At 64.4% G+C, this 17,492-nt stretch carries 17 protein-coding genes and 1 pseudogene; 14 read left to right on the forward strand and 4 right to left on the reverse strand.

Annotation, left to right across the window (positions count from 1 at the left end; genetic code table 11):
• Nucleotides 1–31 precede the first annotated feature (31 nt).
• The 11 genes from ACQ4WZ_RS05365 to ACQ4WZ_RS05415 all read left to right on the forward strand — a co-directional run bounded on the left by ACQ4WZ_RS05365 (nucleotide 32) and on the right by ACQ4WZ_RS05415 (nucleotide 13,521).
• Nucleotides 32–3,094 (forward strand): sensor histidine kinase, encoded by a 3,063-nt coding sequence (locus ACQ4WZ_RS05365; RefSeq protein ID WP_436572748.1) that lies wholly within the window; start codon nucleotides 32–34, stop codon nucleotides 3,092–3,094.
• A complete protein-coding gene (locus ACQ4WZ_RS05370; RefSeq protein WP_436572749.1) occupies nucleotides 3,091–5,256 on the forward strand; it encodes a sensor histidine kinase in 2,166 nt (721 codons plus the stop codon). Before ACQ4WZ_RS05365 ends, ACQ4WZ_RS05370 begins: the two co-directional genes overlap by 4 nt.
• Nucleotides 5,257–5,430: 174 nt before the next feature.
• Nucleotides 5,431–7,635 carry an EAL domain-containing response regulator gene (locus ACQ4WZ_RS05375; RefSeq protein WP_101481834.1) on the forward strand — a complete coding sequence of 735 codons (2,205 nt, stop codon included), beginning with the start codon at nucleotides 5,431–5,433 and terminating at the stop codon, nucleotides 7,633–7,635.
• Nucleotides 7,636–7,789: 154 nt separating this feature from the next.
• On the forward strand, nucleotides 7,790–8,632 hold the full coding sequence (locus ACQ4WZ_RS05380) for an urease accessory protein UreD (protein WP_436572750.1): 843 nt from the start codon (nucleotides 7,790–7,792) through the stop codon (nucleotides 8,630–8,632).
• A gap of 25 nt (nucleotides 8,633–8,657) precedes the next feature.
• Complete coding sequence (locus tag ACQ4WZ_RS05385; protein WP_034751936.1) at nucleotides 8,658–8,960, forward strand: urease subunit gamma; 303 nt, start codon at nucleotides 8,658–8,660, stop codon at nucleotides 8,958–8,960.
• A gap of 93 nt (nucleotides 8,961–9,053) precedes the next feature.
• Entirely contained in the window at nucleotides 9,054–9,383 is a 330-nt protein-coding gene (locus ACQ4WZ_RS05390) for an urease subunit beta (protein WP_101481833.1), read from the forward strand.
• Between the two features lies 1 nt (nucleotide 9,384).
• Nucleotides 9,385–11,085, forward strand: coding sequence for an urease subunit alpha (gene ureC / locus ACQ4WZ_RS05395; protein ID WP_436572751.1), 1,701 nt, complete (start codon nucleotides 9,385–9,387; stop codon nucleotides 11,083–11,085).
• A gap of 12 nt (nucleotides 11,086–11,097) precedes the next feature.
• Complete coding sequence (ureE, locus tag ACQ4WZ_RS05400; protein WP_101481831.1) at nucleotides 11,098–11,622, forward strand: urease accessory protein UreE; 525 nt, start codon at nucleotides 11,098–11,100, stop codon at nucleotides 11,620–11,622.
• Nucleotides 11,622–12,302, forward strand: coding sequence for an urease accessory protein UreF (locus tag ACQ4WZ_RS05405; protein ID WP_133993384.1), 681 nt, complete (start codon nucleotides 11,622–11,624; stop codon nucleotides 12,300–12,302). Before ureE ends, ACQ4WZ_RS05405 begins: the two co-directional genes overlap by 1 nt.
• 23 nt (nucleotides 12,303–12,325) lie before the next feature.
• Complete coding sequence (ureG, locus tag ACQ4WZ_RS05410) at nucleotides 12,326–12,964, forward strand: urease accessory protein UreG (RefSeq protein WP_092714505.1); 639 nt, start codon at nucleotides 12,326–12,328, stop codon at nucleotides 12,962–12,964.
• Nucleotides 12,961–13,521 carry a HupE/UreJ family protein gene (locus ACQ4WZ_RS05415; protein ID WP_436572752.1) on the forward strand — a complete coding sequence of 187 codons (561 nt, stop codon included), beginning with the start codon at nucleotides 12,961–12,963 and terminating at the stop codon, nucleotides 13,519–13,521. The genes ureG and ACQ4WZ_RS05415 overlap by 4 nt, the downstream gene beginning before the upstream one ends.
• Here the strand turns inward: ACQ4WZ_RS05415 and ACQ4WZ_RS05420 are convergent.
• Nucleotides 13,518–14,129 carry a 1-acyl-sn-glycerol-3-phosphate acyltransferase gene (locus tag ACQ4WZ_RS05420; RefSeq protein WP_101481829.1) on the reverse strand — a complete coding sequence of 204 codons (612 nt, stop codon included), beginning with the start codon at nucleotides 14,127–14,129 and terminating at the stop codon, nucleotides 13,518–13,520. The two genes, ACQ4WZ_RS05415 and ACQ4WZ_RS05420, sit on opposite strands and share 4 nt — an antisense overlap.
• 250 nt (nucleotides 14,130–14,379) lie before the next feature.
• Here ACQ4WZ_RS05420 and ACQ4WZ_RS05425 point away from each other — a divergent pair, with 250 nt between their 5' ends.
• A complete protein-coding gene (locus ACQ4WZ_RS05425; protein WP_101481828.1) occupies nucleotides 14,380–14,601 on the forward strand; it encodes a hypothetical protein in 222 nt (73 codons plus the stop codon).
• A 49-nt stretch (nucleotides 14,602–14,650) separates the two neighbouring features.
• Here ACQ4WZ_RS05425 and ACQ4WZ_RS05430 read toward each other — a convergent pair whose 3' ends face one another.
• The 3 genes from ACQ4WZ_RS05430 to ACQ4WZ_RS05440 all read right to left on the reverse strand — a co-directional run bounded on the left by ACQ4WZ_RS05430 (nucleotide 14,651) and on the right by ACQ4WZ_RS05440 (nucleotide 16,586).
• On the reverse strand, nucleotides 14,651–15,715 hold the full coding sequence (locus ACQ4WZ_RS05430; RefSeq protein WP_101481827.1) for an alkene reductase: 1,065 nt from the start codon (nucleotides 15,713–15,715) through the stop codon (nucleotides 14,651–14,653).
• 55 nt (nucleotides 15,716–15,770) lie between these two features.
• On the reverse strand, nucleotides 15,771–16,067 hold the full coding sequence (locus tag ACQ4WZ_RS05435) for an ArsR/SmtB family transcription factor (RefSeq protein ID WP_133990493.1): 297 nt from the start codon (nucleotides 16,065–16,067) through the stop codon (nucleotides 15,771–15,773).
• Nucleotides 16,068–16,226: 159 nt separating this feature from the next.
• Nucleotides 16,227–16,586, reverse strand: coding sequence for a DUF1304 domain-containing protein (locus ACQ4WZ_RS05440; protein ID WP_101484609.1), 360 nt, complete (start codon nucleotides 16,584–16,586; stop codon nucleotides 16,227–16,229).
• A 213-nt stretch (nucleotides 16,587–16,799) separates the two neighbouring features.
• Here ACQ4WZ_RS05440 and sugE point away from each other — a divergent pair, with 213 nt between their 5' ends.
• Nucleotides 16,800–17,120 (forward strand): quaternary ammonium compound efflux SMR transporter SugE, encoded by a 321-nt coding sequence (gene sugE, locus ACQ4WZ_RS05445; protein ID WP_070217981.1) that lies wholly within the window; start codon nucleotides 16,800–16,802, stop codon nucleotides 17,118–17,120.
• Nucleotides 17,121–17,154: 34 nt separating this feature from the next.
• Nucleotides 17,155–17,490 (forward strand): annotated as a pseudogene (locus ACQ4WZ_RS05450) (integrase core domain-containing protein); the annotation flags it as partial.
• Between the last annotated feature and the right edge of the window lie 2 nt (nucleotides 17,491–17,492).

Genomic DNA, 17,492 nt, shown 5'->3' on the forward strand with positions numbered 1-17,492 from the left:
CAGGCGGGAGTGAGCATGGGCATGGCGAGTGATGCGTGAAGTGCCGGGCGGTGGGCAGGGCAGGGCAGCGGTGCGCCGTTGCTGCCGCGCATTGCTGCTGGCGTTCTGTGTCGCCGCGCCCTGCGCCGCTTTGCCGGCATCGGCGCCCGCCGCCGCGTCGCCGCACCAGGGTCAGCGCGTGCTGTTCCTCAACGCTTACGATTATGGCCGCGCCGGCGTGGAATCGTACACGCGCACCTATGTCGCCGCCATGGCCGCCGCGGGCCTGGCCAGCGAAGACATCATGGTCGAGCACCTGAACATGAATACCCAGGGAGACCCGGCGCTGCGCAATGAGATGCGCGATTTGTTGCTTTTAAGATACACTGAGGTAATGGGGCGCAAGGCCGACCTGATCGTCGCCATGCAGCAGCCAGCGCTCGATTTTTTGCTGTCGGACCTGGCGCCGCTGGCGCGCGACGTGCCCGTGCTGGCGATTAACACCTCAGGCATGGCCTTGCCTGCCGGCAGCCCGGCTGCCATCTGGCAGCAAAAGGCGAATGTCGATTTTCCCGGCACACTGGCGCAAGCCATGGCGCTGTTCCCTGACACCAAGACCATCGTCATGGCCGTCGGCACCAGCGAGGCCGACCAGGTCTTGAAGCGCAACATGCAGCAGGCGGCGCTGGCGTGGCAGGGCAAGGTGGCCATGCGCTACCTCGACAACCTGACCCTGGAGCAGATGCGCGCGGCCGTGGCGCGGCTGCCCTCCGATGCCGTGCTGGTGGCGGGCAATGTCAACCGCGACGTGGACGGCGCCATCGCCACGCCCGTGCAGTTTTCCGTGCAACTGGCGCGGCTGGCGAATGTGCCCACCTTTGGCATGTACAACGCGACGGTCGGCAAGGGCATCCTGGGTGGCTCCATCCTGCACATCGAACAGGCCGCGCAGCAGGTGGCGCAAATGTCGCTCGCAGTGCTGGCGGGCAAGGCGCCCGCGGCGCCGGGCGCCTTGCTGCAGCCCGCTCGCCCGGTGCCCATGTACGACTGGGAACAGCTGCAGCGCTGGGATGCCGACATCAGCCGCCTGCCGCCGCACACGCTGTTCCTCAACCGGCCACCGCAACTGTGGCATGAACACCGCGTTGCCGTGCTGCTGGTGGGCGGCGTCTTTATCGTGATGGTCGGCTTGCTGAGCGCCTTGCTGCTGCAGCGGCGGCGCCTGCGGCGCGCCGAGAGCGATGCGCGCGAGAGCGAGCAGCGCTTCCGCATCCTGGTCGAGCATGCGCCGGAAGCCATCCTGGTGTACGACCTGGACCTGGATCGCTTCGTCGACGCCAACAGCAGCGCGCAGTGCATGCTGGGCCTGTCGCGCGAAGCGCTGCTGGCGCGCGGGCCGTTCGACCTGTATACCGGCAAGCAGCCCGATGGCCTTCCGCTGGGACTGATGATGGAAGAGCATCTGCGCCGCGCCATGCTGGGCGAGCCTGTCCTGGTGGAGCGCAATGTGCGGCGTGCCGACGGCAGCATTTTTCCCTGCGAGGTGCGGCTGGTCAAATTGCCCATGGAAGGGCGGCGCCTGGTGCGCAGCGGCATCGTCGACATTTCCGAGCGCAAGCACAGCGAGCGGGAATTGCTCGGCTACCGGGACCACCTGGAAGAACTGGTGCAGCAGCGCACGGCCGCCCTGTCTGTGGCCGTCACCGAGGCCGAATCGGCGAATCGCGCGAAAAGCGTTTTCCTGGCCAACATGAGCCACGAATTGCGCACGCCATTGAATTCCGTGATCGGTTTTTCGCAGATGATGGCCGATTCGAGCAGCATGTTCGAGGAAGAAAAGCATAACCTGGCCATCATCAACCGCGCCGGCCACCACTTGTTGACCTTGATCAACGATATCCTGGAATTGTCGAAAATCGAAGCGGGCCGCATGCAGCTGCAAACGGGACCCGTGGACTTGAATGGTTTGCTCGACGAGGTGCTCGAGATGGTGCGCATGCGCTCGAGCGACCAGGGCATCGCGCTGCAGATCGAACGTTCCGGCGTGCCGCCGCTGGTGCGCCTCGATGGCGCCAAGCTGCGCCAGGTGCTGCTCAATTTGTTGTCGAACGCGCTCAAATTCATCGAGCAGGGCAGTGTGATCTTGTCGCTGGCGTGCCAGGCGGCAGAAGATGGGCAGACGGCGCTGTCGTTTGCCGTGCGCGATACGGGCAGCGGCATCGCGGAAGCGGATCTGGAACGTATCTTTGAACCGTTTGTGCAGGCCGACAGCGCCGTGGCGCAGGCCGGCACCGGACTGGGGCTGACCATTTCGCGCGAATTCGTGCGCCTGATGGGCGGCGAGTTGCGCGTCGATTCCACGCTGGGAGCGGGCTCCGTATTCCGTTTCGACTTGCGCGCACCGGTGCTGCAGCAACCGGCCATCGCGGCGCTGGCGCCAGGCCGCGTGGCGCGCCTGCCGCCGGGCCAGCGCGGGCGCATGGTGCTGCTGGTCGATGATGACGACAACTGCCGCAAGCTGCTGGCCGGCTTGCTGGCGCCACTGGGCTTCCAGTTGCAGCAAGCGGCGGGCGGCGCGCAGGCGCAAGCCATGCTGGCGGCGCAGCGCTACGACATGGTGTTGAGCGACTGGCGCATGCCAGGCATGGATGGCCTGGCGCTGACGCGCTGGCTGCGCGCGCAGCCGGTGCTGGTGCAGCCGCGCCTGGTGATCATGACCGCCTCCGCCTTCGAAGAAGAAAAGCAGGAGGCGCTGGCGGCCGGCGCCGACGGTTTCCTGCGCAAGCCGATCGAACAGGAACACCTGTTCGCCATGCTGGAGCAGCAACTGGGCGTGCGCTTCCAGCGCACCACCGCCGCGTCGCCGCGCGTGCCCGCGCCGGCCTTTGACCTGTCGCAGGCGCTGGGCCAGCTGGGTGCAGCCGAACGGCAGGCGCTGCTCGAATCCGTGCAAGCCCTCGATTTGCGGCGCAGCGCCATTGTGCTGGCCAGCGTGGCGACCGGCCTGCCGCAGCTATCCGCGCATATCGCCGCCATGCTGGAACAACACCAGTACCAGCCACTGTGCGCCTTGCTGGCGCAGATGGCCAGCGAACCGCAGGGCGAAGACGCATGACTTTTTACGCACCCAAGGGCGCCCGCCTGGGCGGCGTGTCCATCGTGCTGGCCGTCAGCGTAACGTTGACCTTTGTCGTCACCGTGCTGCTGCTGGTGTTTGCCGTGCTGTTTTACCAATCCGAGCGCGAACAGCGCTGGCAGCAGCTGCAGCAAAGCCTGGCCGTCAGCGCGGACCAGCTGGCCGTGGCCATCGAACTGCCCTTGTGGAACCTGGATGAAAAGCAGATGCAGGCCATCATGCGCAGCATGTTGGGCAAGCGCGAACTGGTGGCCAGCTCCCTGATGCCGGGCATCGGCAAGGAAGCGCTGGTCCTGCGCCGCAATGCGGACGGCGCCATCGACAGCCTCGCCGCGCTGCCCGCCGAACCGGGCTGGCTGGTGCAGCGGCGCTCCGTGACGATGGGTGGACAAGTCATCGGCAGCGTCGCCGTGTATGCGACGCCGGCCTTGCTGCACGCGCAGCTGCGGCAGCGCGCGCTGGGCATCGGCGCCATGATCGTGGCGCTCGACGTGATCCTGGTGGCGAGCATCTGGCTGCTCATGTGGTGCCTGATGCTCAAGCCCCTGAAGGCGATTGGCCAGTATGCGGCCGGCGTCAAGGCGGGGCAGGGCGAAGCCTTCGGCACGCCGCCGAAAGCGTGGTTCCTGGGCGAGCTGCGCACCCTGTACCGTTCCATCCGCGACATGGTGGCGCTGCTCGACAGCCGTTACCGCGCCCTGCAACGCAGCGAGGAGCGCGTGCAGATGGCCACCGGCGCGGCCAGCATCGGCATATGGGACTGGAACGTCAGCAGCGACGCATTGCAGTGGGATGAACAGATGTACGCGCAGTTCAAGGCCGATGCGGCCGGCAACATGTCGCCGGCGGCGATCTGGCGCGCGGCGCTGGTGCCGGACGATGTGCCGGCCGCCAAGGAGGCCTTGCGCGCCGTACTGGGCACAGGCCATGCGTTCACGCACGAGTATCGCATCCTGTGGCCCGATGGCGCCATCCGCTACATCAAGGCCGATGCCGTGATCTTCCGCGACGGGCGGGGCCGGCCCGTGCGCCTGGTGGGTTCCAACTACGACATCACCGCGCACCGCGAGGCCGAACTGGAACTGCTGCGCCACCGCCATCACCTGGAAGAACTGGTGGTCGAGCGCACGAGCGCCCTGTCGGTGGCCGTCAGCCAAGCGCAGGCGGCGAACCGCGCCAAGAGCACCTTCCTGGCGAACATGAGCCATGAACTGCGCACGCCCTTGAATTCCGTGATCGGCTTTTCGCGCCTGATGGCCGCCTCGCCCAACATGCAGGACGATGAAAAGCGCAACCTGGCCATCATCCACCGCTCCGGCAATCATTTATTGACATTGATCAATGAAATCCTCGAACTGTCGAAGGGCGAGGCGGGGCGCTTGCAGGCGCAGGCGACCGTGGTGGCGCTGGCGCCGCTGTTGCAGGAAGTGATGGACATGCTGGGCATGCCCGCCGAGCAGCAGGGCTTGGTCCTGCAACTCGATTGCGCGGACCTGCCGGCTGCGGTACTGCTTGATGCGACGCGCTTGCGCCAGGTGCTGCTGAACCTGATGTCGAACGCCGTCAAGTTCGCCGGCAGCGGCAAGGTTACCTTGCGCGTGCGCGGCGAGCGGCGCGACGATGCCACGTGGCGCCTGTCTTTCGCAGTCAGCGACACGGGCATCGGCATCGCCCCGGAAGACCAGCAGCGCATCTTCGAACCCTTCGTGCAGGCCGATAGCGCGGGACCGAAGGATGGCACGGGCCTGGGCCTGGCCATCTCGCGCGAATTCGTGCAGTTAATGAAGGGCGAACTGACGGTGGAGTCCACGCCGGGGCAGGGCGCCACCTTCCGTTTCAGTATTCCAGCGCAGGCGGCGCAGGTACGGATGCTGCCATCCGTACCGCCGGCCCCGCCAGCGCAGGCGGCAGTACTGCCGGCACTGCAGGCGCAAGACTTGCGTCTGCTGGCCTGGGAAGAGCGCGCCGCCTTGCTGGTGGCGCTGCGCGAATTGAACCTGGCCAGGGTGGCACAGCTGCTGGCGGCCCTGCCTGCGTCGGCGGCGCCGTTGCTGGCGCCGCTGCAGGCCATGCTCGACCAGCACCAGTACCGTCAGTTGAGTGTCTTGCTGGATAGCGAGGGCGCGCTGGCACATGCCTGAAAGTGTGGGCTGACAACATCGGATTCGATGAAAAGACGGACTAAGTGCCGCCGATGGATGGTGCTAAATTGCAATAAAGATTATGATGATAGTACGTAGTTCATCGCAAAGAAATGTCTTGTCCAGCGTGGCAACTGACCGCCGCGCCTCATCCAAAGCTGAGAGAACTGCTACATGCACCGCGATTTTTCCGAAGTGAATGCTAAGGGCGAAGTACTGATCGTTGAAGATACGCCGGCTTCGCTGAAGCTGTTGAGCGATTTGCTGGGCGGCGCCGGCTATGCGGTGCGCCAGGCGCCGAACGGTGAGCTGGCCCTGTGGACGGCTCAGGCGCGCCCGCCTGAGCTGATCCTGCTCGACGTGCGCATGCCGGGTCTCGACGGCTTTGAAGTCTGCCGCCGCCTGAAAGAGATTCCGTCCCTGCGCCAGGTGCCAGTAATCTTCCTGTCGGCCCAGTACGATACGGACGACAAGGTGCGCGGCTTTGCGCTGGGTGCCGTCGATTTCATCGCCAAGCCCTTCCAGGCCGAGGAAATCCTGGCCCGCACCGATGCGCATGTGCGCCTGGCGCGGGCGCAGCTGCAGCTGGCGCAGGAGCGCGCCAACCTGGAACGGCGCGTGGCCGAACGCACGGCCGAACTGGAACAGGTGGCCAGCACCCTGGCGCGCGAAGTGCAGATCCGCCGCGCCAACGAGGAATTGCTGCGCCTCTCGGGCCAGGTCTTCGAAGCCACACAGGACGCCATCCTGATCACGGATCCGGCCGGCATCATCGTCACGGCCAATCCTGCCTTTACCCGCATCACTGGCTACGCGGCGCAGGATGTGGTGGGCACGGACATCATGCGCCTGCACGCCGAATATACGGGTGAAGCGGTGCTGCTGGCCATGCGCCAGGGCTTGCGCAGCAGCGGCTGCTGGTCGGGCGAGGTGCAGACGCGGCGCAAGAGCGGCGACACCTATCCCTGTTTGCTCAGCGTGTCCACCGTGCATGGCCCGGACGGCGGCGTTGTCAACTACGTGGGCGTCTTCCTCGATATCAGCGAGCGCAAGGCCGAGCAGCATCTGATCGACTTCCTTTCCTACCACGACGCGCTGACTGGCTTGCCGAACCGCGTGCTGCTGCGCGAGCGCTTCGAACAGGCGCGCGCCAACGCCCTGCGCGACAGCCAGCAAGTGGTGCTGATGTGCCTGGATCTGGACCGCTTCAAGAACATCAACGATTCGCACGGCCAGGCCGTGGGCGACAAGGCGCTGCAAGTGGTGGCGCGTTTTCTGTCCGGCTGCGTGCGCGAGGGCGACACCGTGGTGCGCCAGGGCGGCGACGAATTCCAGATCCTGCTGCAGGACGATGCCCTGCTGGGCCGCACGCTGGCGCTGGCGCAGACCATCCTGGCCGGCTTGCGCGAAGAGCTCAGTGTCGGTGGCGAGCGCCTGGCGCTGACCACCAGCATCGGCATCGCCATGTGCCCGGCCGACGGCGACAGCCTCGACGACGTGCTGCGCCACGCCGACACGGCCCTGGTGCGCGCCAAGGAAATGGGGCGCGATCATTACGCTTTCTTCACGGAGCGCATGGGCAGCGATATCCGCGCCCGCCTGGCCATGCAGCAGCAGCTGCGCGGCGCCATCGGCCGCGAGGAATTCGAAGTGCACTATCAGCCGCAAATGTGTTTGCGCACGGGCGCCATGCTGGGCGCGGAGGCTCTGCTGCGCTGGAATAACCCGGTGCTGGGCAATGTGCCGCCCGGTCTGTTCATCGCGCTGGCCGAGGAATACGGCTTGATCACCGCCATCGGCGAATGGGTGCTCGAAACCGTCTGCGCGCAGATCCGTGCCTGGCACGACGCGGGCCTGGGCAGCATCAAGGTGGCCGTCAACCTGTCTGGTAAACAGTTCGCGCAGGACCGTACGGTGCCTTTCGTCGAAGCGGCATTGCGCAAATACGGCATCGCGCCCGCCTGCCTGGGCATCGAGATCACGGAAAGCACGGTGATGGGCGACCCGGACAAGGCGGTGGCCGCCCTGACGCGCCTGAAGGATATCGGCGTGGGCATTTCGCTCGATGACTTCGGCACCGGCTATTCCAGCCTGGGTTACCTGAAGCGCTTTCCCATCGACGTGCTGAAGATCGACAAATCCTTCGTCGACGACGTCACCACCAGCAGCAGCGACGCGGCCATCGCGCGTTCCGTCATCTCGCTGGCGCACAACCTGGACATGCGCGTCATCGCCGAAGGCGTGGAAACGCGCGAACAGGTGGACTTCCTGACGGAACACGGCTGCGACGAAATGCAGGGTTATTATTTCAGCCGTCCCCTGGCTGCTGCACCATTCACGGCCTTGCTGCGCGAACGGCGCGCGCTGGCCGTGGCGTAGACGCCGCGGTGCGGCCGATGCACCATGCGGGTGCGTCTGCCGCAGCGTGGTGCGCAATTCTCACGGTTCCATCCCTTGATGCTGGCACATATCCTGCTTAGGTAATCGCTTATTTACGCGATTGCCCCGCATGCCAGACAGTACTCACCCAGCCATGCCCTCACAGGCCAGCGCACATGACGCCTGGCAGGCGCACTTGCGCCTGGGATTTGCCTGGCACGATGGCGTCAGCCGTCTGGTCGAGCGCACGCACAGCGGCCCCCTGCGCGTGCAAAAGCCTTTGTATCCGGAAGGCGATGCCGTCTGCCACGCCATCATCATCCATCCGCCCGGCGGCGTGGTGGGCGGCGACCAGCTGGCTGTCGACGTCACGGTGGGCGAAGGCGCGCACGCGTTTCTCACGTCGCCGGGGGCGGCCAAGTGGTACCGCGCGAATGGCCACGTCTCGGGCCAGCACATCGTGCTGCGCGCCGGTAGCGGCGCTTCCATCGAGTGGCTGCCGCAGGAAAGCATTTTCTTCGACCAGGCGTGCGTGCGCCTGCGTCACGAGGTGGAACTGGCGGCGGACGCCAGCTATATCGGCTGCGACATCGTCTGCCTGGGCCGCAGCGCCTCTGGCGAAATCTTTAATGAAGGCAGCATCGCCCAGCAGGTGCAGATCCGCCGCGGCGGAAAGCTGCTGTGGTGGGAGCAGGGCGTGCTGGCCGCCGGCGGCGCGCTGATGGCCAGCCCACTGGGACTGGGGGGGCACACGGTGTGCGCCACCCTGATCGCCGTCGGCACACCCGTTTCTGCCGCCGTGCTGGCTGCCTTGCGCGAGATCAAGGTGCCTGCCGGCGCCGCGTTTGGCGCCACGCAGATGAAATCGCTGGTGGTGGTGCGCCTGCTGTGCGGCGACAGCGAGGCGGCGCGCACGATCATGCTGGCCGCCTGGCAGCTGCTACGCCCCGCCATGTTGGGACGCGACGCCGTCGTGCCCCGCATCTGGAACACTTAATCAGGAAAGAAGCGCAAGGAAAACCATGGACCTGACTCCCCGCGAAAAAGACAAGCTGCTCATTTTTACGGCCGCGCTGCTGGCCGAACGGCGCCTGGCGCGCGGCTTGAAGCTCAATTACCCGGAAGCGGTGGCCCTGATCAGCGCCGCCATCATGGAAGGTGCGCGCGATGGAAAATCGGTGGCGCAGCTGATGTCGGACGGTACGAAAATACTCTCACGCGCGGACGTCATGGATGGCATCGCCGAGATGATCCCCGATATCCAGGTGGAAGCGACCTTTCCCGATGGCAGCAAGCTTGTAACCGTGCACCACCCGATACCGTAGTTTTTTGATTGGCCAGGGCGCCACCCGCGTCATGGCTGTTTTTGCGCTGGCGACCCGCCGGCAAGCGTAACGCGATCTTTGAAGGAGTCCCTCATGACCCCAGGCGAATACAAATTGGAAGAAGGCGAAATCAGCCTCAATGTGGGCCGCGCCACGGCCACCGTGGTGGTGGCCAACCGGGGCGACAGGCCGATACAGGTCGGTTCGCACTTTCACTTTTTTGAAGTCAACCCGGCGCTGGCCTTCGAGCGCTGGCGCGCCTACGGCATGCGCCTGAACATCACGGCCGGCACGGCCGTGCGCTTCGAACCTGGCCAGCAGCGCACGGTGGAACTGGTGGCGCTGGCGGGGGAGCGCAAGGTCTACGGCTTCAATGGTGAAGTCATGGGCGAACTGCAAGACACTCCACCAGGAAAGGATTGAGATGGCCAGCATGCCCCGCAGCGCATACGCCGAAATGTTCGGCCCCACCACGGGCGACCGCATCCGCCTGGCCGACACGGAACTGTTCATCGAGATCGAGCATGACTATGCGATCTACGGCGAAGAAGTGAAATTCGGTGGCGGCAAGGTGATACGCGACGGCATGGGCCAGTCGCAGCGCTGCGCGGCCGAGGTGATGGATACCGTCATCACGAATGCCGTCATCCTCGACCACTGGGGCATCGTGAAAGCCGATATCGGCTTGAAGAATGGGATGATCTTCGGCATCGGCAAGGCGGGCAACCCGGACATCCAGCCTGGCGTGACCTTGCCCATCGGCGGCGCGACCGAGATTATCGCCGGTGAAGGCATGATCGTTACGGCCGGCGGCGTCGATACGCACATCCATTTCATTTGCCCGCAGCAGATCGAGGAAGCCCTGATGAGCGGCGTGACGACCATGCTGGGCGGCGGCACGGGGCCGGCCGTGGGCACGGCCGCCACCACCTGCACGCCGGGACCATGGCACTTGCACGCCATGCTGGCCGCCGCCGACGCCTTCCCGATGAATCTTGGCTTCATGGGGAAAGGCAACGTCAGCTTGCCGCTGCCACTGGAAGAGCAGGTGCGCGCGGGCGCCATCGGCCTGAAACTGCACGAGGACTGGGGCAGCACGCCGGCCGCCATCGACAATTGCCTGTCCGTCGCGGACCGCATGGATATTCAGGTTGCGCTGCACAGCGATACCCTCAACGAGGGCGGGTTTCTGGAGCACACCCTTGCCGCCTTCAAGGACCGCACCATCCACACCTTTCACACGGAAGGGGCGGGCGGCGGCCATGCGCCAGACATCATCGCCGCCGTGGGACAGTCCAACGTGCTGCCCTCGTCGACCAACCCGACGCGCCCGTTTACCGTCAACACGCTCGACGAGCACCTGGACATGCTGATGGTGTGCCATCACCTGGACCCGGCGATTGCCGAAGACGTGGCGTTTGCCGAGTCGCGCATCCGCCGCGAAACCATCGCCGCGGAAGATATCCTGCACGACATCGGCGCCATCTCGATGATGTCGTCCGACTCGCAAGCCATGGGCCGGGTCGGCGAGGTGATCATGCGCACCTGGCAGACGGCGCACAAGATGAAGGTGCAGCGGGGGGCGCTGGCGCCCGACACGGCGCGCAGCGACAACTTCCGCGCCAAGCGCTATATCGCCAAGTACACGATCAACCCGGCCATCACGCATGGGATTTCCCACGTGGTCGGGTCCATCGAGGCGGGCAAGATCGCCGACATCGTGCTGTGGAAGCCCGCCTTCTTCGGCGTCAAGCCATCGATGATTTTAAAGGGCGGCATGATCGCCGCTGCGCAGATGGGCGACCCGAATGCGTCGATTCCCACGCCGCAGCCCGTGCATTACCGCATGATGTTCGGCGCCTTCGGCGGCGGCCTGAAAAAGTCTTTCACCTTTGTCTCGCAGGCGGCCTACGACCTCGATATCGGGCATCAGCTGAAACTGAATAAATCCGTCATCGCCGTGAAGAACATGCGCGGCTTGCGCAAGCACGACATGATACATAACAGCGCCACGCCGCACATGGAAGTGGACCCGGAAACCTATGCCGTGCGCGCCGACGGCCAGCTGCTGGTGTGCGAGGCGGCCGCCGTGCTGCCCATGGCGCAGCGCTATTTTCTATTTTAAGCAGGAGACATCATGCTCACTTTGCATACCAAGCTGGCGGCTGACGATAGTCGCGCCGCCGTTGCCCAACTTGTGTTGCCCTACGACCAGCGCGAAAAATGCCGGCTGCGCGCCGTGCTGTCGAATGGCGACGAGGTAGCCGTGTTCACCGTGCGCGGCACGGTGCTGCGCGACGGCGAGCGCATGACGGGACCGGAAGGGCTCGTAGTGCAGATCGTCGCCGCGCGCGAACCGACCTACCTGGTGCGCTGCCTTGACGCCCACACCCTGCTGCGCTGCGCTTTCCACCTGGGTAACCGCCACACGCAGGCGCAGGTGGGTGACGGCTTTTTGCGCATCCGCAAGGACGTGGTGCTGAAGGAGATGCTGGAAGGCTTGCAGGCGAGTGTGACGGAGGAAAGCGCGCCATTCGAGCCGGAAGCGGGCGCGTATGGCGGCGGCCATGGCCACCACGACGGCCATGGCCAGCACTTGCTGGCGCCCGTGCCGCTGCGCCAGAAGATTCACCGCCCCAGCGACACACCGGGCACCGCATGATGCAGGCATCGGCCCTGCTGCATTTGCTGCAGTTCGCCAGCCCGGCCTTGCCGATTGGCGCCTACAGCTATTCGCAGGGGCTGGAAGCGGCCCTGGAATGCGGCTTGGTGGTGGATGCGGCCACGGCGCGCGACTGGATCGCGCAGCATCTGACGCTGGTGGTGGCGCGCTGGGAAGCGCCCCTGTGCTGGCGTTTGATACAGGCCTTCGAAGCGCAGGATTTGTATGGCGTGCAGCGCTGGAGCGAACGCTTCATCGCCTCGCGCGACACGGCGGAATTTCGCGCCGAAACCATTCAGATGGGTTATTCATTGACCAAGCTGCTGGCCGAGCTGGGCGTGGCTGATGGCGTGTTGATCGACATGCTGCAGGGCCAGCCGGAAGTGGCGCTGCCCACGGCCTATGCCTGCGCCGTGGCGGCGCTGGCCATTCCGCGCGAAGAGGCGCTGCTGGCCATGCTGTTCGCCTGGGCGGAAAACCAGGTGCTGGTCTGCGTGAAATCCGTACCGCTGGGGCAGGTAGCGGGCCAGCGTTTGCTGCTGTCGCTGCGGCCGGAGCTGGAAGCGGCGGCCTGCACGGCGCAAACCTTGCAAGACGAAGAGATGGACAACTGGGCGCCCGGCCTGTCGCTGCTGTCGATGCGGCACGAAGTGCAGTACAGCCGTTTGTACCGTTCCTGAACACTACACCGAGAGACTACAACATGACATCGATTACCTCAAATCCCCTGCGCGTAGGCATCGGCGGCCCGGTCGGCTCGGGCAAGACGGCCCTGTGCGAAATGCTGTGCAAGGGCATGCGCGAGCGCTACGACATGGCCGTCATCACGAATGACATCTACACCAAGGAAGACATGGAAATTCTGCTGCGCGCGGACGCCTTGCCGGCCGAGCGCCTGATGGGCGTGGAGACGGGCGGCTGTCCGCACACGGCCATCCGCGAAGATGCATCCATCAACCTGGAAGCGATCGCGCGCATGCAAGCTGATTTTCCGAATCTCGACTTGATCCTGGTCGAATCGGGCGGCGATAACCTGGCCGCCACCTTCAGCCCGGAACTGTCGGACCTGACGATTTACGTGATCGACGTGGCGGGTGGCGAAAAAATCCCGCGCAAGGGAGGTCCCGGCATCACGCGCTCGGATTTGCTCATTATCAACAAGACGGACCTGGCACCGTATGTGGGCGCCAATCTGGACGTGATGGCGCAGGATGCCAAGCGCATGCGCGGCGAGCGCCCCTTTGTGTTTACCAACCTGCGCAGCGGCGACGGTGTGCAGGTCGTCATCGATTTTATCCGCGAGCAAGGTTTGCTCGACCAACCAGGCAAGGAGCTGCAATGAGCGCAAGAGTGATGATAAAAACAGCCGCCGTGGCGGCACTGTGCCTGCTGGCCTTGCCAGTCATGGCGCATCCCGGCCATGGCGAGAGCGCGTGCTTCCTGGCTGGTTTTGCCCATCCGTTCACGGGCATCGACCATTTGCTGGCCATGCTGGGTGTGGGCATATGGGGCGGCCAGCAGCGCCGCAGCCTGGCTCAGCCCGCCACCTTCCTCGGCATGATGCTGCTCGGTGCGCTGGCCGGCATGGCGGGCTTGACGGTGCCCGGGCTGGAAACGGGCGTCGCCGCCACGGTGGCCCTGGTGGGGCTGGCCATCGCGCTGGCGCTGGCCTTGCCGAACTGGCTCGGCATGGGCCTGGTGGGCGTATTTGCGTTGGCGCACGGCAATGCGCATGGCCAGGAATTGCCAGCCGCCTCGGCCGCGTGCGGCTTCATGCTGGCTTCGGCCAGCTTGCTGTGTGCCGGGCGTCTCCTTGGCCAGGTGCTGGCCGAGCGTATGCTGCGCGTGGCCGGCGTGGCCTTGACGGCCGCCGGCGTGGTCTTGATGGGGCTTGCTTAAGCGCCGGGGCGCTTGTCCGACAAGACGATGGGCGCCGCCTTTTCCGGGTGCAAGCCCTGGTGGCCCGCATACACGGCGGCGATGGCCGCCATGTCGGCGTCCTTGTCGCCCGTCAAGTATAAATGGTCGACGACGCCCAGCACCTTGTTCGGATAGTCGATATAGACCAGCAGCAAGGGCACCTTGGCGGCCAGGGCCAGGTGATAAAAGCCGCTTTTCCAGTTCGGTCGGTAGCTGCGCGTCGCTTCCGGCGTGATGGCCAGCCAGTACCAGTCGGCGGCCTGCATGCGCTCGGCCTGGCGGCCGATGGTGCCGCTGGTGGTGCTGCGGTCGACGGGTTCGCCGCCCAGGTAGCGCAGCACCTTGCCCATGGGGCCGCGGAACAAGGAATCCTTGGCCAGCCAGCGGAACGGCAGGGACAGCGCCCATTTGCCGAACAGGCCCACCATGAAATCCCAGTTGGACGTGTGCGGGTAGACGACGGCGATGCCGCGCGGCCCCGGCAAGGGGCGGAAGCGCATGCGCCAGCCAAACAGCTGCAGCACGCGCAGCGCGCAACGCTGGTGCCAGGTCGGCAAGTCGCCCGCTTGTACAAATAAATCGTCCATTGATACCCTTCAGTGACACTATTCTTAATGGGATGGCGCTAGCGGCCATTTTCCTTGAAGCAAAAATTCTGCGCAGGCATTCTATACGGGGCTGGCGGTGGCGACAAGCAGCCGAGGCCGCTATTCATGCGGCATCGGGGTGTTTATTGCTGCTATTTTAACGATGCTTTGCCACAGTGCCGGGCACCAAATGCACACAATGTGGTCAAAACTTGATGCAAGGTAGATCCACGCGACAGGGAGCCATGGCATGAAAAACAGTATCGATGAAGTGGCGGGGGAGCATGTCCGAACGGACAAGGTGATGGCCGGGCTCGTCGAGCGGGGTGTGGCGTTTCATCACGCCCTTGGCCGGACGGTGGCGACAGCCTGCTTGCGTGGGCTCGCGGTGCCGGCCGAGGTGATACGCCGTGTGTTCAGCAGTGTGCACGCGCGCCGCCCGGCCCGGCCGGCAAGGCGCCGATGGCGCTGAGGGACAGACAGCAGCGACGAAGTGCCGCTGCTGTCGTCCGGAGTGTTGTTTAAGCCTGTGCCGCGAGTGCCGGGTAGTCCGTGTAGCCGGCCGCATCGGGTGCGTACAGCGTGTCCGGATTCAGGGGATTCAATGGCGCGTCGCTGTGCAGGCGGATGGGCAGGTCGGGGTTGGCGATGAACCACAGGCCAAAGGCCACGGCATCGGCTTCGCCTTTGGTCAGCAAGGCATCGGCCGCCGCCTTGTCCATTTTCTCGTTGGCAATGTATACGCCGCCAAATTCCTGCTTCAAGTACGGACCCAGGCGGTCTTCACCAAGCGCTTCGCGCGCGCAGATGAAGGCGATGCCGCGCTTGCCCAGCTCGCGTGCCACATAACCGAAGGTGGCGCGCGGGTCGGAATCGCCCATGTCGTGCGCGTCGCGGCGCGGTGCCAGATGCATACCCACCTTGTCGGCACCCCATACCTCGATGCATGCATCCGTCACTTCCAGCATCAGGCGTGCGCGGTTTTCAATCGAGCCGCCGTAGTTGTCGGTGCGCAAGTTGGTGCTGTCCTGCAGGAACTGGTCGAGCAAATAACCGTTCGCGCCGTGGATTTCCACGCCGTCGAAGCCGGCTTTTTTCGCATTCTCGGCGCCCAGGCGGTAAGCCGCCACGATGCCGGGAATTTCTTCCGTATTTAGCGCGCGCGGCGTGACGAATTCCTGTTTCGGGCGCAGCAGGCTGACATGGCCGGCCGGCTTGACGGCGCTGGGTGCCACGGGCAAGTCGCCATCGAGGAAGGCGGGCGCCGAAATGCGGCCGACATGCCACAGTTGCAGCACGATCAAGCCGCCTGCGTCATGCACGGCCTTGGTGATGTGTTTCCAGCCTTCCACCTGTTCCTCTGACCAGATGCCCGGCGTGTCGGCATAGCCCACGCCCTGCGGCGTGACAGCCGTCGCTTCCGAGATGATCATGCCGGCCGAAGCGCGCTGCGTGTAGTACTCGGCCATCAGGGCGTTGGGGACGCGGCCAGGATTGCCGGCGCGCGAACGCGTCAGCGGCGCCATGATGATGCGATTTTTCAGTTGCAGGCTGCCAATGGTGATGGGGTCGAATAAGGTTGTCATGATTGCTATTTTTCCTGTCGAGAGTGCCGCGGACGGCGATATGGATGGGCTACGGTTACAAACCTTGCTGCATATGTTCCAGAAAAGCCTGGATGGTGGCTTCATTGCGCTTGAAGAAACTCCACTGCCCGACTTTTCTGGCGGAAATCAAGCCGGCCTTTTGCAAGGTGGCCAGGTGGGCCGAGACCGTCGATTGCGACAGGCCCAGGCTGCGGTCGATCAGTCCGGCACAGACGCCGAATTCGAGCGGATGGTCTTGCTGGGCGAAATGCTGCTCCGGCTCCTTCAGCCATTGCAGGATCTGTCGCCGCACGGGATTGGCCAGCGCCTTGTGGATGGCGTCGATGTCCATGGTGTTTCTCCTGTCGATGTTCGTCTGTGGACGATATATGTATCGTCTTTTGCAAATTTCAATATCGCTATAGTACGATATATGTAAATAACGTGCTGGCGGCGTGCATTTTTCAAGGAGGGAAGGGGATGGGCGGCCGTCAGCTCCGCCCGGCAGGAATCAATTGAAGTGGAACAGCAGCAGGGCGATGACGGCAGGCACGGTTTGCAGGTAAAGGATGCGCGTCATGACGGTCACCGCACCCCACGCGCCGGCCACGGCGATGCAGGCCAGGCCGAACACGGTGAACGCATGGGCGATGGCGGCGTCCGGGTGAAAAAAGCCCAGCGCCAGCGCCGCGACAAGAAAGCCGTTATAGCAACCCTGATTCGACATGGCGGGGCGCACGATCTCCGCTTTTTCCTTGGACAGGCCAAACACCTTGCGTCCGCGCGCATCGAACAGCACGGTTTCCAGCAGCACGATGTAGACGTGCAGCAGCAAGATGAGGGCGGTAAGGATTTGGGCCATAAGCAGCATCATTGTTCCCGAGAGTGAATGGATGCAGCAATTATGCTGCCAAGCGCCTGTTTTCTGGCAATTTTCGATTAGAGCGGCCGTACTAGCGATAGTGTGCTTGCGGCAAGACTTTTCACCCAATGGTATACTTTCCCCTTTGCTCCTGTGGGGACGACCCCGCTCGATGTGGGGGCTGTATGGCGGGGACGACCCTGCCGCCTCGGGAGAAAAGAGATGGCGTGGATCATTCTGGTATTGGCGGGTTTGCTTGAAATTGGCTGGGCCATCGGCCTCAAATACAGTGCCGGTTTTACCCGCCTCGTGCCCTCCGTACTGACGGCCGTTTCCATGCTGGGCAGCGTGGTGATGCTGGGCCTGGCCTTGCGCACCTTGCCGCTGGGCACGGCGTACGCCATCTGGACCGGCATCGGTACTGTCGGCACTGCCATTTTCGGCATCATGGTGCTCGGTGAGCCGGCCAGCGCCGCGCGCATCGCCTGCATCGCATTGATCGTCTCCGGCATCCTGGGCTTGAAGCTGCTCAGCCCGCAGTAATACATTTCCTGATGCGCCATGTGGTAATCCTCCAGTCAGCCGGTTCCTCGACAGGATCACCGAATGGCGTGGCAAACCCCAGGTCATTTGCGGCGATAACGGCCCGGAGTACATCGGCGCTGTGACGCTGGCCTGGGCCGCCAGGCGTGCCATACGCATCGTTTTTATCCAGCCTGGCCAGCCGCAGCAGAACGCTGATGTCGAGCGCTATAACCGCACGGCACGCTACGACTGGTTGGCCCATCACCTGTTTGAAACGCTCGATGAGATTCAGGATTTCGCAAGCCGCTGGTGGTGGGCTTACGATCACGACCGGCCCAATATGGCACTTGGCGGCATCACGCCAAAACAAAAGCTTGTCTTTGCTGCTCA

The organism is Janthinobacterium darwini (assembly GCF_051380905.1).
Taxonomy (GTDB): domain Bacteria; phylum Pseudomonadota; class Gammaproteobacteria; order Burkholderiales; family Burkholderiaceae_D; genus Janthinobacterium.

What these genes read in the sequence shown, in the direction of transcription:
- ACQ4WZ_RS05365 (WP_436572748.1), top strand. Translation starts at nt 32, where the DNA reads ATGCGTGAAGTGCCGGGCGGTGGGCAGGGCAGGGCAGCGGTGCGCCGT.
- ACQ4WZ_RS05370 (WP_436572749.1), top strand. Translation starts at nt 3,091, where the DNA reads ATGACTTTTTACGCACCCAAGGGCGCCCGCCTGGGCGGCGTGTCCATC.
- ACQ4WZ_RS05375 (WP_101481834.1), top strand. Translation starts at nt 5,431, where the DNA reads ATGCACCGCGATTTTTCCGAAGTGAATGCTAAGGGCGAAGTACTGATC.
- ACQ4WZ_RS05380 (WP_436572750.1), top strand. Translation starts at nt 7,790, where the DNA reads ATGCCCTCACAGGCCAGCGCACATGACGCCTGGCAGGCGCACTTGCGC.
- ACQ4WZ_RS05385 (WP_034751936.1), top strand. Translation starts at nt 8,658, where the DNA reads ATGGACCTGACTCCCCGCGAAAAAGACAAGCTGCTCATTTTTACGGCC.
- ACQ4WZ_RS05390 (WP_101481833.1), top strand. Translation starts at nt 9,054, where the DNA reads ATGACCCCAGGCGAATACAAATTGGAAGAAGGCGAAATCAGCCTCAAT.
- ureC (WP_436572751.1), top strand. Translation starts at nt 9,385, where the DNA reads ATGGCCAGCATGCCCCGCAGCGCATACGCCGAAATGTTCGGCCCCACC.
- ureE (WP_101481831.1), top strand. Translation starts at nt 11,098, where the DNA reads ATGCTCACTTTGCATACCAAGCTGGCGGCTGACGATAGTCGCGCCGCC.
- ACQ4WZ_RS05405 (WP_133993384.1), top strand. Translation starts at nt 11,622, where the DNA reads ATGCAGGCATCGGCCCTGCTGCATTTGCTGCAGTTCGCCAGCCCGGCC.
- ureG (WP_092714505.1), top strand. Translation starts at nt 12,326, where the DNA reads ATGACATCGATTACCTCAAATCCCCTGCGCGTAGGCATCGGCGGCCCG.
- ACQ4WZ_RS05415 (WP_436572752.1), top strand. Translation starts at nt 12,961, where the DNA reads ATGAGCGCAAGAGTGATGATAAAAACAGCCGCCGTGGCGGCACTGTGC.
- ACQ4WZ_RS05420 (WP_101481829.1), bottom strand. Translation starts at nt 14,129, where the DNA reads ATGGACGATTTATTTGTACAAGCGGGCGACTTGCCGACCTGGCACCAG.
- ACQ4WZ_RS05425 (WP_101481828.1), top strand. Translation starts at nt 14,380, where the DNA reads ATGAAAAACAGTATCGATGAAGTGGCGGGGGAGCATGTCCGAACGGAC.
- ACQ4WZ_RS05430 (WP_101481827.1), bottom strand. Translation starts at nt 15,715, where the DNA reads ATGACAACCTTATTCGACCCCATCACCATTGGCAGCCTGCAACTGAAA.
- ACQ4WZ_RS05435 (WP_133990493.1), bottom strand. Translation starts at nt 16,067, where the DNA reads ATGGACATCGACGCCATCCACAAGGCGCTGGCCAATCCCGTGCGGCGA.
- ACQ4WZ_RS05440 (WP_101484609.1), bottom strand. Translation starts at nt 16,586, where the DNA reads ATGCTGCTTATGGCCCAAATCCTTACCGCCCTCATCTTGCTGCTGCAC.
- sugE (WP_070217981.1), top strand. Translation starts at nt 16,800, where the DNA reads ATGGCGTGGATCATTCTGGTATTGGCGGGTTTGCTTGAAATTGGCTGG.